17 protein-coding genes are annotated in these 17039 nt (G+C 41.8%); 10 read left to right on the top strand and 7 right to left on the bottom strand.

The window, feature by feature from the left end; all coding sequences use genetic code 11:
- Positions 1–8: 8 nt before the first annotated feature.
- Positions 9–362: a hypothetical protein gene (locus tag VJ786_RS14495; RefSeq protein ID WP_336557950.1), complete on the bottom strand. Its 354-nt coding sequence runs from the start codon at positions 360–362 to the stop codon at positions 9–11.
- Positions 363–608: 246 nt separating this feature from the next.
- Here VJ786_RS14495 and VJ786_RS14500 point away from each other — a divergent pair, with 246 nt between their 5' ends.
- From VJ786_RS14500 to VJ786_RS14510, 3 genes are all read left to right on the top strand, one after another.
- Positions 609–971 carry a BlaI/MecI/CopY family transcriptional regulator gene (locus tag VJ786_RS14500; protein WP_099367856.1) on the top strand — a complete coding sequence of 121 codons (363 nt, stop codon included), beginning with the start codon at positions 609–611 and terminating at the stop codon, positions 969–971.
- 29 nt (positions 972–1000) lie between these two features.
- Positions 1001–2752, top strand: a complete 1752-nt coding sequence (locus VJ786_RS14505) for a M56 family metallopeptidase (protein WP_336557951.1) — start codon at positions 1001–1003, stop codon at positions 2750–2752.
- Between the two features lie 102 nt (positions 2753–2854).
- Positions 2855–3472 carry a trimeric intracellular cation channel family protein gene (locus VJ786_RS14510; RefSeq protein ID WP_134776081.1) on the top strand — a complete coding sequence of 206 codons (618 nt, stop codon included), beginning with the start codon at positions 2855–2857 and terminating at the stop codon, positions 3470–3472.
- Positions 3473–3515: 43 nt separating this feature from the next.
- Here the strand turns inward: VJ786_RS14510 and def are convergent, their stop codons facing one another.
- The gene (gene def, locus VJ786_RS14515; RefSeq protein ID WP_099367853.1) at positions 3516–4103 is read right to left on the bottom strand and encodes a peptide deformylase; all 588 of its coding nucleotides are present in this window, start codon (positions 4101–4103) and stop codon (positions 3516–3518) included.
- Between the two features lie 78 nt (positions 4104–4181).
- Between def and VJ786_RS14520 the strand changes: the two genes are divergently transcribed.
- From VJ786_RS14520 to miaA, 3 genes are read left to right on the top strand one after another with little or no spacing between them, the layout of a single operon-like run.
- Complete coding sequence (locus VJ786_RS14520) at positions 4182–4952, top strand: hypothetical protein (RefSeq protein ID WP_336557952.1); 771 nt, start codon at positions 4182–4184, stop codon at positions 4950–4952.
- 53 nt (positions 4953–5005) lie between these two features.
- Complete coding sequence (locus VJ786_RS14525) at positions 5006–6178, top strand: Gfo/Idh/MocA family protein (protein ID WP_336557953.1); 1173 nt, start codon at positions 5006–5008, stop codon at positions 6176–6178.
- 17 nt (positions 6179–6195) lie between these two features.
- Positions 6196–7086 (top strand): tRNA (adenosine(37)-N6)-dimethylallyltransferase MiaA, encoded by an 891-nt coding sequence (miaA, locus tag VJ786_RS14530; protein ID WP_336557954.1) that lies wholly within the window; start codon positions 6196–6198, stop codon positions 7084–7086.
- 256 nt (positions 7087–7342) lie between these two features.
- On the opposite strand, the gene VJ786_RS14535 is transcribed toward miaA, so the two are convergent.
- The 4 genes from VJ786_RS14535 to VJ786_RS14550 all read right to left on the bottom strand — a co-directional run bounded on the left by VJ786_RS14535 (position 7343) and on the right by VJ786_RS14550 (position 11580).
- Positions 7343–8896: an Rne/Rng family ribonuclease gene (locus tag VJ786_RS14535; protein WP_099366073.1), complete on the bottom strand. Its 1554-nt coding sequence runs from the start codon at positions 8894–8896 to the stop codon at positions 7343–7345.
- A gap of 278 nt (positions 8897–9174) precedes the next feature.
- Positions 9175–10020, bottom strand: coding sequence for a tetratricopeptide repeat protein (locus VJ786_RS14540; protein ID WP_336557955.1), 846 nt, complete (start codon positions 10018–10020; stop codon positions 9175–9177).
- 9 nt (positions 10021–10029) lie between these two features.
- Positions 10030–10317: an HU family DNA-binding protein gene (locus VJ786_RS14545; protein ID WP_099366071.1), complete on the bottom strand. Its 288-nt coding sequence runs from the start codon at positions 10315–10317 to the stop codon at positions 10030–10032.
- A gap of 198 nt (positions 10318–10515) precedes the next feature.
- Entirely contained in the window at positions 10516–11580 is a 1065-nt protein-coding gene (locus tag VJ786_RS14550; RefSeq protein ID WP_336557956.1) for an aminotransferase class I/II-fold pyridoxal phosphate-dependent enzyme, read from the bottom strand.
- Positions 11581–11720: 140 nt separating this feature from the next.
- Here VJ786_RS14550 and VJ786_RS14555 point away from each other — a divergent pair, with 140 nt between their 5' ends.
- From VJ786_RS14555 to VJ786_RS14570, 4 genes are all read left to right on the top strand, one after another.
- Positions 11721–13862 carry a TonB-dependent receptor gene (locus VJ786_RS14555; RefSeq protein WP_336557957.1) on the top strand — a complete coding sequence of 714 codons (2142 nt, stop codon included), beginning with the start codon at positions 11721–11723 and terminating at the stop codon, positions 13860–13862.
- 98 nt (positions 13863–13960) lie between these two features.
- The gene (locus VJ786_RS14560) at positions 13961–14578 is read left to right on the top strand and encodes a hypothetical protein (protein WP_099366068.1); all 618 of its coding nucleotides are present in this window, start codon (positions 13961–13963) and stop codon (positions 14576–14578) included.
- A 2-nt stretch (positions 14579–14580) separates the two neighbouring features.
- Positions 14581–15603, top strand: a complete 1023-nt coding sequence (locus tag VJ786_RS14565) for a sensor histidine kinase (protein WP_336557958.1) — start codon at positions 14581–14583, stop codon at positions 15601–15603.
- Positions 15600–16355, top strand: coding sequence for a LytR/AlgR family response regulator transcription factor (locus VJ786_RS14570; RefSeq protein WP_336557959.1), 756 nt, complete (start codon positions 15600–15602; stop codon positions 16353–16355). Before VJ786_RS14565 ends, VJ786_RS14570 begins: the two co-directional genes overlap by 4 nt.
- Here the strand turns inward: VJ786_RS14570 and VJ786_RS14575 are convergent.
- Positions 16352–16822, bottom strand: coding sequence for a hypothetical protein (locus VJ786_RS14575; protein ID WP_134776074.1), 471 nt, complete (start codon positions 16820–16822; stop codon positions 16352–16354). The two genes, VJ786_RS14570 and VJ786_RS14575, sit on opposite strands and share 4 nt — an antisense overlap.
- Positions 16823–17039 lie beyond the last annotated feature (217 nt).

The raw sequence follows: 17039 nt of genomic DNA on the forward strand, positions 1-17039 counted from the left end.
AGCTACCCTTATTTCAGTGGCCATCCGGCCGTCCCTCCCTTGCGGAGTGGTGCAAAGATAGGGACTTCCCATCCATATTTCCAAGACCCCCGGGGAACATTTTTTACGGTTACCGTGTAAAGCGCTGTGGCAATGGTGGATAAATTTATATCCTGGGGTGCAGGATAGGTCTGTACCGGAGGGATTTTATCCCATTTATGTATGTTGGCCTGCTGATAGGGGAACATATTTTGCTCCGGAACCCACTTGGTGCGTATCTGAAGCAGGATGGAAGCAGGGAAAAAGCACGGAAATGGATGTTGACCATAGGAAAAGCATACTTTAGCATTGCTTTCACCATGGTTTTGCAGCGAAGGCAACATGGGGCGGCCTCAGCGTCATTGCGAGGAACGAAGCAATCTTCCCGCATGGCCAAAGATTGCTTCCTCGTGCCTCCTCTCAATGACGTGACTTTACATTCTCCCAATGACGATAAATTTTACAAATTTTAACTACTGATTATCAATATTTTACACTAATATTGAAAAAGAATTCAAAAAAATATTTTGTACTTACGAAATCCTTCGTAGATTTGAGTACGAAATAATTCGTAGATAAATCTAAAAAACATGAAACCTACAGACAGCGAAATGGAAATCCTTCAGGTCCTTTGGAATAAGGGCGAAAGCAGCGTTCGCGAGGTTTTTGAAACCCTGAACAAAAAGGATGTGGGCTATACCACCATATTAAAACTCATGCAGATCATGCATGATAAAGGTATGGTGAGCAGGGATACCAGCTCCAAAACACACCTATATAAAGCAGAAATAGAAAAAGAGTCTACCCAAGAACAATTCCTGGATAAAATGATAGATTCGGTTTATAACGGCTCAACCGCCCGATTAGTGATGCAGGCATTAGGCAATGAAAGAACGAGCCAAAAAGAACTGGACGAAATCAAGGCATTCCTCAAAAACTTGGAAAATAAATAGGTTTACACCATTCGATTAAACAAATAGCCATGGAAACTACCACATATAACATGATACAAGCCTTGGGATGGAGCATCCTACATTCCATCTGGTTAGGAGCGATCTGCTATATCATTATCAATATGATTAAGCTCATCAATCCAAAACAAAGCGCAGCAGCACGATACAATACCGCCTTCCTATTGCAGGTCAGCATATTCTTAGGTTTTATGATCAGCTTTCTATATTACTATAGTAAATACAAAGCCATGGAGAACCTCTACCTAGCGACTCCGCCAGAGATGATCCCCGCGATCAACGTCCAGGAAGGAAGCCCTTTCAGCTTGGAACGTATGTTCCCCTACCTGGTAGCCGCTTATCTCATCGGTTTTATCATCCAAGTATTGATCCTCTGCAACAGCTACCTAAAATTACGTCAATTAAAATATACAGGCTTGGATAGCATTCCAAAGGAATGGAACCTGTTGTTCAACAAATCAAAGGAAAGTCTGCAGATCAGCAAACGCGTATCGATATTTCTTTCCAAGCATATTTCCGTGCCATTGACCGTCGGATTTCTTAAGCCCTTCGTTCTTTTCCCGGTTGCCTTTGTAAACAACCTCAACACGACACAGGTGGAAGCGATCATCCTGCATGAATTGGCACACATCAAAAGACAGGACTACCTCTTCAACTTGTTGAAAGTAGTGATGGAGACCATCCTATTCTTCAATCCATTTGTTTGGGCATTATCCAAAATGATCGAGAAGGAAAGGGAAAACGCCTGCGACGATATGGTGTTGAAGCAAATCAGCACGCCAATCCATTATGCCAAGGCATTGGTAGAATTGGAAGAATTAAGAATGAAGAACACGCCTGCCCTGAGTATGGCGGCAACCGGAAATAAAAACCACCTATTTCAAAGAATCAAAAGAATTACCAACATGGAAACCAACCATAGAAATGTAAAACAACAACTCCTAGCGGTTTTGGCAAGTTCAGTTGCCATGATCAGCTTAGCGATGTTGATACCCGCGCAACAGAGCGTTGCAGAAGAAATCGAACTGATCGATCCTATCGTACCAGCACCACATGCAGCATTGAAACCCATGTCCGCTGAAGTATGCTTAGACACGATCAAACCTGTAAATACAGTAAATAAAATCACATACAACAACCGTGAAATCGTAGATACCACCGAATTACCAGCACATGTTCGCAAGACGATCAAAGAGATGGAGCTTAATTCGAAGGATATCGCAAAAATGACCAATTCGCCAGAATGGAAAAAACATATGCAGACCATCACGGAACAGACCGCTAAGGTGAACGAGTATTTCAAATCCGACGATTGGAAAAACAAGATGGCTTCCATCAATGTCTCTAATGAAAAGATCAAGGAAGTAATGAAAGATAAAAAATGGGCCGATATGTCATCCAACGAGATCAACAAATTCTTTAATAGTAAGGAATGGAAAGATCAGATCAAGAGCATAGAGGATCATTCAAAGCAGGTCGCTTCTTATTTTGAATCTGATGATTGGAAAGATCAGATGAAGTCCATCGAAGCAGAAACAAAGAACATCGAGAAATACTTTGAGTCGCCGGAGTGGAAAAACAAGATGCAGAAGATTGAACAGGGAGGAAAAGAGATCGAGAAATACTTCCAGAGTGAAGAATGGAAGCAAAAAGTGAAAGAAAAGGAGGAGCTATATAACTCCGAAGAGTATAAAGAGCTCCAGAAAAAATATGAAGAGGATCTGAACCGATTAAAAAAGGACAGAAAATCAAAAGCTATTTAGTTAAAAATCATTTGTTTTGTTGTTTAGTTAAAGTGGGTTCTGCGGAGTCCACTTTTTTATTTTAATATTTCTTATTATTGTAGGACGATACTGGCAGAATCAATGAGTTTTATTTATTACATCGATCTTTTAGGTACCATGGTGTTTGCGATATCCGGAGCAATGGCGGCAAACAGAAATGGTATTGATGTTTTTGGTGCGACCTTTATGGGTTTTGTGACAGCCATTGGTGGCGGATCGCTGCGTGATGTTTTCCTGAACATCCGGCCAGTATGGGTGGAGGATGGCAATTACCTGATCGCTATTTTTATCGGCGTGATCCTTTCCATCATCCTGAACAAACAATTGGACAATTTTGCGAGAACCCTGTTTCTATTTGATGCCATCGGGATCGGGTTCTTTACCGTGGTAGGTGTCGAGAAATCCATCGCCTATGAAAGTAGTGCCATATCGGCGGTCATGTTGGGGATGTTCTCTGCCTGCATGGGCGGGGTGATCCGGGATGTGCTGATGAATGTGACGCCTCTGATATTAAGAAAGGAGATCTATGCTTCGGCCTGTCTGGCAGGTGCCATCATCTATGTGCTGCTCTCCCTCACTCCCCTATCCGATGGAATCGTCGCCTTTATTTCTGCATCTGTTGTCTTTACCATCCGGTTTGTATCGGTTAAATATAACCTTTCCCTGCCGAGTGTACCCATGATGGAAAACAAATCATAAAAAAAGCCGGTCAACGACCAGCTCTTTTTATCTTTAGGTATTCTTACCGTTTCTTTTTCATCTGTGGGAAGGACATCTTGTAAGCTACTCGAACCAATCCTTTTGCGATATTATCCAGTTTACTTTTCAACATAGCCTTTTTTAGCGGTCCGATCTTATCAATAAAAAGCTTTCCTTCGATATGGTCGTATTCATGCTGCACCACACGAGCCGCTAGCCCTGTCAATTCTTCCTCCTGCTCTTCAAAATTTTCATCCAGGTAATTGATCACCACATTCTTCTTCCGCAACACTTCCTCATTGATCTGCGGGATACTTAGGCAGCCTTCTGAAAATGCCCATTTCTCTCCAGATTCCTCCACGAGGATGGGATTGATGAATACCCGTTTGAAATCCTTTGCAGAAGGATCTCCAGGTCCATCCTCATCATCTTCGCCAAAAGGACTGGCATCAATAACAAATACACGAATCGGCAGACCGATCTGTGGAGCGGCAAGGCCTACCCCATTGGCGGCATACATGGTTTCGAACATGTTATCGATCAGTTCCTTCAATGCAGGGTAATCCTCTTCAATCTCTTCGGCCTTCTGACGCAAAACTGGATCGCCATAGGCTACTATAGGTAATTTCATTTATTTCAATTTTCAGCACAAAGTTATTAATTATTTGGCATTAGCGGATATTCTATTGAATTAAGCTAATTTTGCGGCATGCAGCAGATCGATTACCAGGCTATCCTTCAGACCCTTTCTTCCAAGTTGGAGGTTGCATTGGAAATGGAGTCTGTCGATAAGACGGTGGTATTTGATGCGCCAGATCTTGGCTTTAAAATTCTCATGGATGAGGGGCATATCAAGGATCCTGTGCTCGATCAAGCTAAAAAAACGGTCTATCTGAACGTTCATCAATTTGTTGCCCAACAGGAAAAGGTGATCAATAGGTTGAAGGTAATGGCCGGCATGGCCAAAAAAATCTATGCCCGGGATACGGTCCTTGCACGGGTGGACAAAAAGGTTGCCCTAGAGTTCCAGGAAGATCATCATCTCCAAATCCCTTTACCCGGCAAGTACCGGTATGGACTTTTCCATCAGGGTGAACTGGTTTCATTGGCCGTGTTCAGCGGAGGAAGAAAAATGCTGGACAAACCTTCGGATTATCGGTCCTTTGAACTGCTCCGTTTCTGCCATAAAGCAGATTTTTTAGTCTTAGGAGGCATTTCCAAACTGTTGAAGGTATTTATAGCTGATTTTAAGCCGGGCGATATCATGACTTATAGCGATAAAGATTGGAGCCAAGACTCCTCTTTGGCCGTTATTGGATTTCGGAAAATAGCCGAAAAACCTGCTCAACAATTTTGGGTAAGTGGTAGTAGACAGGTTCCTTTTCATGATTTTGCTGAGCTGGAGCAAATCAAGTTGGTCTATCCAGACGGCTACCTATTTTCCAATTCTGGAAGCATTAAATTGGTCTATACTGTTTAAAAGCTTGTTTAATTTCTTATATTTAACGCTTAATCAATCGAAATTCACACCTTATGAAACGTAAACTACGCATGGGCATGGTCGGTGGAGGAAACGACGCGTTTATTGGCGCCGTACACCGAATTGCTGCCTTTATGGATGGAAAAATAGAATTAGTTTGTGGAACCTTCAGTGTAAACCGTGAAGTTTCCCTAAAATCGGGTCAGGATCTTTTTGTGCCTGAAGAACGCGTTTATGAAACTTATGAGCAGATGATCGCGGAAGAGGCCAAGCTTCCCGAAGGGGAACGCATGGATTTTGTGACCATCGTTACACCAAACTTTCTGCATTTTGGTCCGGCTAAGTTGGCATTGGAAAATGGATTCGATGTGGTGGTTGAAAAACCGATGACAGTATCTTTGGAAGAGGCGCAAGAATTAAAGGAAATTGTAGAGCGTACAGGTAAAACGCTTTGCCTGACCCATACCTATTCGGGTTACCCGATGGTGAAACAGGCGAAAGCGATGGTGAAGGAAGGTCATTTTGGCAAGATCCGGAAAATCGTGGTGGAGTATCCTCAAGGTTGGTTAAGCCGCTTGAGCGAGCGTGAAGGAAATGCGGGCGCTGCTTGGCGTGCTGATCCAAAACGTTCCGGAAAATCCTTGGTGATGGGAGATATCGGTACGCATGCTGCGCATTTGGCAGAATACGTGTCGGGATTGAAAATTACGGAGTTATGTGCGGATCTGACCACTTTTGTGGAAGGACGTTTATTGGATGATGATGGATCGGTATTGTTGCATTTTGAGCAGGGAGCAAAAGGTGTATTGATGGCATCCCAGATTTCTGCGGGCGAGGAAAACGCCGTTAGGATCCGCATCTATGGTGAAAAAGGCGGTTTGGAATGGGCGAACGAAGATCCGAACAATTTGATCATTAAGATGTTGGATCAGCCGAGACAGATCTACCGTACTGGAAATGCTTATGCGGCTCCTTTTACCTTAAGTTCTTTTGCAACTCACAATACGCGTATACCAGCGGGTCATCCCGAAGGATTGTTGGAATCCTTTGCGAATATCTATAGGAATTTTGCCTTGACGGTTTCGGCGAAGAAGGAAGGAACAGAACCATCGGCAGAGGCATTGGATTTTCCAAATGTTTATGATGGTGTTCGTGGAATGGCCTTTATCGAAACCGTTGTGAAGAGCAACGAAAGCAATGAAAAATGGACAAAATTTGTGATTTAGAACCAATAGATTACATATTGCAAAAAATAGATCAGGCGAAGGATTTTCTTTCGCCTGATTTTCTTGTTATCCTATTGGGTCCTACGGCATCGGGGAAAACGAAGCTGGCGGTTAAATTGGCGAGGAAGATTGATGGCGAGATTATCTCTGCCGATTCCAGGCAGGTTTACAGGTCTTTGGATATCGGAACCGGAAAAGATCTGAAGGAATATGAGGAGGTACCTTATCATTTGATCGATATTATCCCGCCTTCGGGAGAATATGAGGTGAAACAGTTCAAAAAGGATTTTGAAAGGGCATATCGGGATATTTTATCTAGGGGTAAGAGACCGATATTATGTGGTGGAACAGGGTCTTATATACTTTCTTTGTTGAAGGAGCAGGTTTATAGTGCTGTACCGAAGGATGTGGATTTTCAGTTGGAGATGGAGGGTTTATCGAAGTCGGAACTGATTGAGAAGATAAAGGATATGGAGATTCCCGAAGATTTCCAGATTGATTGGGATAGTAAGAAACGATTGATCCGGGCCTTGGAGATTTTGAATTATTTGAAGGAAAATGATGTTCCGGAAGCTAAGGAGCCTTTGGTGAAGGAGTATATCGCTTTTGGACTAAACCCTTCTTTGGAGCTGCGAAGGAGTAGAATTGATAAGAGGTTGGACAGTAGGTTAAGGGAGGGATTGATTCCTGAAGTGGAAAAGTTGATGGAGGAAGGGATTGGCTTGGAGAAGTTGGACTGGTTTGGCTTGGAATATAAGTATGCAGGGAGGTATTTGAATGGAGAACTGGATTATGGACAATTTGTGGAAAAGCTTAAAACGGAGATCCATCGTTTTGCGAAACGGCAGATGACTTTTTTTCGAAAGATGGAAAAGGATGGGGTGGAAATCAATTGGATAGCATTTTGATTGAAATGTCATTTCATTGCGACGAGGTATTATCACGCCTGCGTCATTGCGAGGAGGCACGACGAAGCAATCTTCCCGCATGTCATGCTGAGCATCGTCGAAGCATCTGTTCGTATATAACCTCCCGTAGAGATCCTTCGACTACGCTCAGGATGACATGGGAAGAATCAGGATGACATGGAAAGAAAGATTGCTTCGTTCCTCGCAATGACGGAAAAACACAAAAAAAGCTGCATTTTCCAATGCAGCTTTTCCTTTATAATTTTATTTCTTCGTCTTTGGAATTAAAGAAGTGGAATTCAGTTAGATGATACGAACTCATTTCCTTCACGTTAATCCATCGACCATATTTGAAAAACCACTTCATTCTGCGGGATATTAAACCCGATTTAATGTAGGCGGCAATGTAAGGATGCACACAAAGTGTTACGCCCTTTTCATTTTGCTCCTGCAAAATAAAGCTCAAATTGTTTTCAATGTCATCCAGCAACACGATGCTAGATCTAATTTCACCTGTTCCGTCACAAGCCGGACACTTTTCATTGGTCACAATGCTCATTTCAGGACGGACACGTTGCCTAGTAATCTGTACTAAACCAAATTTACTAGGAGGGAGAATGGTGTGTCGAGCGCGGTCAGTTGCCATGCACTCTTTTAAGAAACCATACAGTTCCTTCCGGTTGTTGGGCTTGTGCATATCGATAAAATCGATGACTACAATTCCACCCATATCCCGCAACCGAAGCTGACGGGCAATTTCTTTAGCCGCTTCCTTGTTCACCAGGAGGGCGTTATCTTCTTGATTTTCCTTATTAGCAATGCGGTTTCCGCTGTTCACGTCAATTACGTGTAGGGCTTCTGTGTGTTCTACCACCAGGTAAGCACCTCCTTGCAGGTTGACGGTTTTGCCAAAGGACGCCTTGATTTGCTTCTCAACACCGTAATGGTCAAAAATTGGCTCCTTATGTTTATAGAGCTTTACAATTTTTTCCAGGTCTGGAGAGATCTCTTGAATATAGGATTTAACCTCTTCATAGATGTCCTGGTCATTCACATAAATATGGGTGAATTCATCTGTTAAGATATCGCGTAAAATAGTGGATGCGCGATCCATTTCTCCAAGCACTTTTTGTGGAGGTTCGGCTGTTTTAAGGCGTTTGGTAAACAATTCCCATTTAGAGATCAGATCGAGAAGGTCTTTTTGGAGTTCATCAACTCCCTTTCCTTCCGACACCGTACGGATTATTACACCAAAGTTTGCCGGTTTAATACTTTCGACAATCTTTTTTAGGCGATTACGTTCAGTGCTTCCTTTGATTTTCTTGGAAATAGATACTGAGCTTGAGAAAGGTACTAATACAACAAACCTTCCAGCAATGGATAAGTCAGAACTCAGCCTTGGCCCTTTGGTAGAGATTGGCTCTTTGGCAATCTGTACGGGCAACAGCATGTTCCGGCTTAAGATATCCGAAATTTTTCCTGATTTGTCAATGTCCTTTTCAAGCTTTAAACTATTGAGCAGTTTTTCTTGGTAACTGCCATTCTTTACTACCCTTGTCAGTTTGATCAAGGATTGAACCTGAGGTCCCAAATCGAGGTAATGCAAAAAAGCATCCTTTTCGTAACCTACATCTACGAAAGCGGCATTCAATCCGGGCATGATTTTCTTTACTCTCCCTAAGTAAATATCTCCTACCGCATAATTATTGCCGACCTGTTCTCGATTTAACTCAACAAGTTGCTTGTCCTGTAGTAAAGCAATAGTCACCCCCTTATCGGGGACTGAATCGATAATTAATTCCTTTACCAACAGCTACTTCATTAAGGACGGTTGTAGACTCGCTCTACAACGTTTTTGTCCGGTTAAACCTAAAAACCATTTATGAAAAAAACAATCTATGATGAGTGTTTTCATCATAGATTGTACACATGATTTTACAGGGCCTAAGCCCTAAAAATGCTTATTTCTTTTTGTGTCTATTTTTTCTTAAACGTTTTTTACGTTTGTGAGTAGCCATTTTGTGTCTTTTTCTTTTCTTTCCGCTTGGCATAGCTTAATTTTTTAAAATGTTTAAACGAATGTGTTAATTACTTCTTGAGTTTTTCGATCTCTCGATCGATGAACTGCGAGAGAGAAGGGTCAGCCGCTAGCGACTTGCTTTTTTCAAAAGCAGCGATAGCTTCATTCTTCATCCCTATATTTTGATATCCTGTTGCAAGGTAAAAATACGACTCTGCATCAGGTTTTAATTCAACCACTGTTTTGAAACGATCGATAGCACGATCGAACTGACGTGATTGTAATGAAAACAAACCTAAAGTTTTGTTTGCCTCGATGTTCTTTGGATCAGCTTCAACCACTTCTCTTAAAAGGGCGATACCAGCCATAGGATTGTTAGTTCCTGTGACCATGGCAGCACCAAGACCTGTTTTAGCTTCCAAATTTTTACCGTCCAGGTCAACTGCTTTTTGGAAGGCAGTGATGGCACGTTTGTTCAACGCAACAACCAAAGCACTATCCTGCAAATTCGTATATCCTTTACGGTAAGCATTACCTGCTTTCAACCAATAGTCGAATTTAGGTGAAATAGTAGCCATGTCCTCATAGATGAATCCTTGAGGGACAGCTTTTTCCACATCATTCCATTTATCGGCCAATTGCTGATAGATCGCAATTTTCTCTTCCCCAGAAGCTTTATCAGCTTTCTTCTCCAGGTCAGTAATTTCAGAAACAATTGCTGGGTTTAATCCGCGTTTGGAGGCTTCCGAAACGCTAGATAGGGTAAAGTCATCTGCAGCGGCGCCTTGTTCAGTAGCTGCTGCAGCTGTTTCTTCTTTTGTCACCAAACCTTTTACAGGACGTACCAATAGAAAGCCCATGATAATGACTACTACTAAAGCTACGACGATCTGTATTTGTCTGGTGTTCTTCATGTTAAATGATTATTTTTTATTTCCGTTTTTCACTTTTTCTACAAAAACTTTTGCAGGTTTAAAGCTAGGCACGTAGTGCTCAGGAATAATGATAGCTGTATTTTTTGAGATGTTACGAGCTGTTTTTTCTGCTCTCTTTTTTACCACAAAGCTACCGAAGCCTCTTACGTAAACATTTTCACCACCAACCATGGCGCTTTTAACTACTTTGAAGAATGCTTCAACGGTCTCTTGTACATCAACCTTCTCTAACCCAGTCTTGTTAGAGATCTCTGCAATAATTTCTGCTTTAGTCATATCTATTTTACTCTAATTAATCTAAACCCTGTACCTCATAGGCCTTTTGGGGTTGCAAAAGTATCTTTTTATATTGAGTAATGAAAATATTTTTGCGTTTTTTTAATAACCAAATCGTTATCATTCAACGAATTAGTAGATGAATCCCCAATATTACATTCCAAAAGGCTTGCAAAGCTACAATTATTTTATTGACAATCAAAGTTTTAAAATATTTTCTCTGGATAAAACCTCCCCTAACCACTCTATATCTGCTGGTCTATGTAGGGCGGACACAATAATACGATTTAAAAGGGGACTATCCGCCAACGGATAGGGAAAACTTGATATAACAATCTTGTGATTAATAAGGTGTTTGTAGAGCGACGGTGCTTGAGTGGAGAACACAGGAAAATGGGGAATGTGGCTTAATTTCAGTCCTTTGACCAAGTTTTCCAATTGGGAAACATTGCCCTGCATCTGGTCGAAGGCGTGGTTATAAATGGCTTTCCCGTTTTTCAGGGCATACAATGCCGCTGGAGCGGAAGGTGATGACCCCAAGAAAATGGGATGCTTTTTAATCGCTTTAATGGTCTCGGAATTGCCCAGTACCACCCCCGCATCCGTCCCCATTCCCTTCGCCAAGGAGGCCAGAACAACAATGTTCAGGTTTTCTGCTTTATAGGTTTCTACTGGAGTGGAAACCTGGTTTTTCCGAAGTACCCCGATGCCATGGGAATCATCCAATATCAAGGTAGCAAACTTATTATTAGAAAGTTGATTTAATGCAGAAAAGTCGTTTAATCTCGGTGTGAGGTTATCCATGCTGTTGGAAATCATGACGAATTCCTCTTCATGTGAGGCATTGATTTCCTCGATGCTGTTGGTCAACCAATCCTCGAATCCTACCGCTACCCCTGGATCATCACCCAACCACAGCGAGGGATGGCAGTCGGGGGCATAATATACTTTTCTGCCTTTGCTTAAAACCTTTACGGCAATCTGCGCGGCTAAATAACCACTGGAAAGTACCGCAGCATCCTCAAATCCGAATCGTTGTGCCAAGTCCTGCTCTACTTCTTCATAGATCCCCAATTGTACATTATTCGTTCTTGAGGTGCCATTGTTCAATCCGTACTTGTCGATACCATCCTTATATAATTCGATATAATCGGGGTTTTGGAGCAGCCCTAAATAGGCCGTACCGCCAAAAAACAGATAAGAGGCATCATCTTGGTGAATAATTCGGCCTGTGGGCTGGTTCAGCTTTCGGAAAGAGGTCATGTTTATTGAAATATGATATCCAAAAATACAAAATCCTTTCAAACTGGAAATCCATCAGTTCATCCATACATCCAAACAGTTCATCCCTAAAGATTTTGCACCACTATAACAGGGTATTAACTTTCCTAAAAAAACCAAATATGCGATTATTATTCTTTCTCTTTTGTTTATTGCCGATCCTGTTGATGGCTCAGGAAGTTAAGGTTCAAGGCACGATCAAGAATCCCAAAAAAGTCCCCGTTCAGCATGTCAATGTATTTATTGCTGGAACCTATGATGGGACCATCAGTGATAGTTTAGGAAATTTCCAGTTTAGGAGTTCTGCGCTTGGTAACCAGAAGATCATCTTTAGCAAAGCGGGATATAACCAATTGGAGATGGAAATAACGTTAAAGGATAGCTTGGATCTTCAGGTTACCCTCTATCCTATTGAAGAAATTGAAGCCATCGAGATCCGTGCCGGACAGATCATGGTGGGGAATAAATACAATGCGGTTTTATCGCCTCTGGATATTGTGACGACCGCAGGAAGCATGGGGAATATTGTCGCTGCGCTACAGAAACTTCCGGGAGCACAGATTGCCGGTGAGGATGGTCGTTTGATGGTCAGAGGCGGTGATCCCACCGAAACCCAAACATTTGTTAATGGTATTCAAGTCTTCCAACCCTATACTTCCTCGGCCAATGGTGTTCCTGTTCGGGGAAGGTTTTCACCATTTCTTTTTAAGGGCACCAACTTTTCGACCGGCGGCTATGGGGCAGAGTTCGGGAATGCACTTTCCGGGATCTTAAACCTGAGTACCGCCTTGGAGTTGGCAGAACCTAAAACAGAACTCTCTTTTTCCACCGTTGGCCTGGGCCTAAGCAATACGCAAAGTTGGAAGGACAACTCCCTAAGCTTCAATGGGAGTTATACCAACCTGAAGCCGTATATGTCCTTGATTCCGCAAGATATCACCTGGATCATGCCCTATCAACAAGCATCCGGAGAAGCCATTTGGAGGAAGAAAGGAAAACAGTCTTTTTTTAACCTGTATGGCAATTATGCCTTCGAAGATTTTCAATTCGAGGACTACAGTATCGAATATGATGAGCGGATAAAAACCGCTATCCGATCGCACAACGCCTATCTCAATAGCAGTTTCCAACAATACCTACCCAACAATTGGACTTGGGAATCGGGCTTGGGACTTGGATATTTTAACCAGGATCTTCAGTTTTCCAGTTTTGGAATACCTACGGAGCAATGGGGAAGTCATGTTAAAACCCTAATCCGCAAATCCATGGGGAACAAATGGCAATGGATGTTCGGGACGGAATTCCTTTATGAGAAACTGGCGGAGAACCTCCAAGAACCAAGCCTACCCAGGTATAGTTATGGCTACGAAAGAAAGCAGTTGGCTGCATTTTCAGAAGGGCAGTACCGCCTTTTTGCTGGCTTGCAAGTGGGGGTTGGGCTGCGTTATATACAGACCTTTTCGGAGCAACAATTTCTGGAGCCAAGAGCATCGATAGGCTACGCGATCAACCGCAACCATCAGGCGTCTTTTGCTTATGGCAGGTATCACCAGGGGGCGACATCTGCGATTGCCAAGTTCAAAAATGATCTCCCCTGGACTTCCGCATCACATTATGTGCTCAATTACAGCTATATCGGAAAGGGGCAATTACTTCGGTTGGAAGCCTACTCCAAAGATTATGACCAATTGATCACTTATGACACCCAGATTCCACAATACCAGAGTCGTTTTAAAAACAAGGGATTTGGGAGGGTAAAGGGTATTGATATATTCTGGAGGGACAGTAAGAGTATTCCCTTTCTTCAATATTGGGTGTCTTATTCCCTAACGGATGCGCAGAAATTGGAACGTAATTTTACTCATGCGGTACAGCCTACCTATGTGGCCAAGCATCAACTCTCTTTGGTGGCCAAATATTGGATAAGTTCCATTCGATCTCAGGCCAGTATTACCAATTCCTACTCTTCTGGCCGTACCTATTTTAACCCTAATGAACCGGATCTAATGCCCATGACCAAAGGGCAGAATGATCTATCCGTTAGTTGGTCCTATCTGTTGACCCAACAGAAAATCCTCTTCTTCTCCATGACCAATGTGCTTGGAAATGAACCTATCTACGGTTATCAATACCGTAGCCATGCAGATGCCAATGGTCAGTTTGCGCGAAAGGCCGTTGTTCCTACCGCAAAACATTTTGTGTTTGTGGGATTCTTCTGGACCATCAGTAAAAACAAAAAAGACAATCAATTGGAGAACCTTTAACGGTTCATCCCTAAAAATCAACAATCCATCAGATTTGACTTGACATATAGGACAGCATCATAGAACTTTAATCGTAAATAACACTAAAACAAAAAGACATGAAAACATTAATGATTTGTTTATTAACAATATGGAGCCTTTCCGGTTTGGCACAGACCCCTTACGAAAAAGCGATGACCGAAGGTTTGGCAAGCTGGAAAGCGGGCAAATCCCAAGAAGCGATGGCGACCTTTGAACGAGTTGCGCAGGTTGAGAAGGATAACTGGATCCCCAAATATTACCAAGCCATGGTGGGGATTACGAATTCTTTTATGATGACCAATAATGAGGAGAAACTGAAAGCCATTGATGCGGCGAAAGCCCTGATCCCCAAAGACGAAAAAAGCCTGAATGCCGAATGGTATGTCTTGAATGCCTTGGCATTAACTTCCGAACTGACCATCGACCCAATGGCAACGGCAATGACCTTGAGCCCGCAGATCATGGAACAATATCAGAAAGCTTTAGCTTTAGAGCCCAACAACCCAAGAGCGCTTTCAGGAATGGCTGACTTTTCCATGCAATCCAAAAAATACATGGGCGGAGATACGAAAGAGGAATGTAAGCAATTGGAAAAAGCGGTATCTTTATTCGATAAGGAAAAAAACGCCACAAAATTCTATCCTTCCTGGGGAAAGGAACGCGCTGCGGCACTTTTGGCTTCCTGTAAAAATTAATTATGAAGTACTTTTTCCTGACCGTCTTATATTCCATAGTGATCACGATAGTCCTGATGTTGGTTATTGCAGGGTTTTACTTGGTCAATGATGGAACATTGGAGATTGCTTTCTTCCAATCTAAGGGTGCCCAAACCGGACTGCTTCGAGGGATTGGTCTAGGAATAGTAGGCAGTTATCTTTCCTATTCCCTGCACAAGGCAATGCCAGCGGAAGATTTGGCCTGGAAAAGGTATTTCTATTACTTGCTCTTGTCTTTTATAATCGTTCCAATAGTGATTTTAGGCATGAACATTCTCTTATTCACCGATAGGAGTTTGGATGGGATAAAAGCCTATGTTTCCGAACTTAGATGGGATTTCGCCCTTTTTCCGACCTTTACCTTTATCATCATTGGTTCTATATTTTATGGCTTGTTCTTTTACTCCAGCTATAAAAATAAACAGATCAAAAAGCAGAAAAGCATTGCTGGGGAAGCAACAGCACAGTTAGAAACACTAAAAAACCAAATAGATCCGCATTTTTTGTTCAATAGCTTGAATGTATTGATCGGGTTGATCGAAGAAGATAAACAGAATGCCATAACCTATACCAAATCACTATCAAGCATCTACCGCTATATCCTCACCCAAAAAGATAAAGAATTAACAAGCATCCAAGAAGAACTATCCTTTGCCCGCAGCTATATTTCTCTTTTAAAACTACGTTTTGAAGATGGAATAAATTATCAAGAAGGAATTATAGAAGCCGAAAGCAAGGAAATCGTTCCTTTGAGCCTGCAATTGCTATTAGAAAACTGCATTCAGCACAACCGCATTTCTGAGGAGAACCCATTGACGATCAGCATCTATCAAGAAGGATCAAAATTAGTGGTATCGAATAACCTTCAGGAGAAGAATTCACCGAATCCATCCACAAAGATAGGCTTGGCTAATATTGTTGACAGATATGCACTGTTAAGTAAAGAGGAAGTTATTATAGAGAAGTCCGATACCTATTTTAAAGTCAAAATCCCTATTGTATGAACCTGAACGAAATTCAAGTATTGGTCATCGAAGATGAAAAACCCGCAGCAAGATCGCTGATACGCAAGTTAGAGACCATGGGGTTTTCGCATATCGATATGGTCCATTCCGTTCATCAAGGGAAAATATGGTTTGCTAACCATTCCGAACCGGATCTTATTTTTATGGATATACAGCTTTCTGATGGTCTTTCATTTGAAATACTGGAAAATCACCCTGTAGATTCCAAGATCATCTTTACGACGGCTTACAATGAATACGCTTTAAAAGCCTTCAAGTTGAATAGCATTGATTACCTCTTAAAGCCGATTGTAGAAGAAGAATTGGCCTTTGCCGTGGATAAATATCTGAAAAACCAAAACAGGGCTGATAAGTACATGTTGCATGATCTCAAACAACTACTTGTGAAAGATCAGTTCAAGACCAGGTTCAATGTAAAGATCGGCCAACAGATCCGCTTGGTTCCTGTGGAAGACATCGAATGTATATATGCTGAAAACAAGGGCACCTATCTGTTTACCAAGGAAGGAGATAATTTTTTGTTGGATCAACCCTTAGACAGGGTGGAAGAAGTTTTGGATCCTAAATTATTTTTTAGAATTAACCGAGGGCAGATCATTCATATCCATGCTATCAAGAACATTGCTGTTCATAATAATTCCCGGTTGAAGATCTACTTCCATAAGTTTCAGACCGATGACGGAATTGTAAGTCGGGAGCGGGTAAATGATTTTAAAAGCTGGATCGATTAATAGAGATGGAAATTTAAAGGGATATTCACGCCTACCCCAAAAGTAAAGCCATCAATAGGCTTAAAATCCTTTTTTGTGTTGATATCAAAGCCATAACCAGCGGAGAACTCCAGTAAATTAAAAAGTCCGATTCCTGCCTTCGCCGTAGCGGTATGGGGTGTAATCTCCCCTTTTATAAACGGCCATACCGCAACATTATTCAAATAATAAGTAACTCCTAATTCCGGGATCACTGTAGTTTTATCCATCATCCAGGTAAAATTAGCTCCGGCATCAATCTTTACATATTGGCTTTGGTTTGCTGCGAAAAGCCCCCAGGCAGAAGCTTTCAGAAAACTGCCACTTTGATACTGATACCCAATGGAAGGACCAAATATCCAACCCGTGTGCTGTTGGTATCTTCGCTGTCCATATCCCAATTGGACCATTAAAAAAAGTACCAAAAATAAATAAACTGCCTTCTTCATACACATCAATTTGTTGCCAATTTACAATAAAACCCGAAAGTTCTAATAGTGTTTACTGTAAGTTAATATTAATCCCTTAATTTTCAACAATTTTCCAGTTACACATTCAAAGCAATAAACAGATATGAATAGAAAAAGAAGTCTTGGCATACAAAAGGTGCTATTAATACGTTTTTATAATCAGAACATATAACATACTGTTCCTACAGTAGATCAC

Source organism: Sphingobacterium tenebrionis, assembly GCF_037126265.1.
In the GTDB taxonomy this organism is placed as follows: Bacteria; Bacteroidota; Bacteroidia; order Sphingobacteriales; family Sphingobacteriaceae; genus Sphingobacterium; species Sphingobacterium tenebrionis.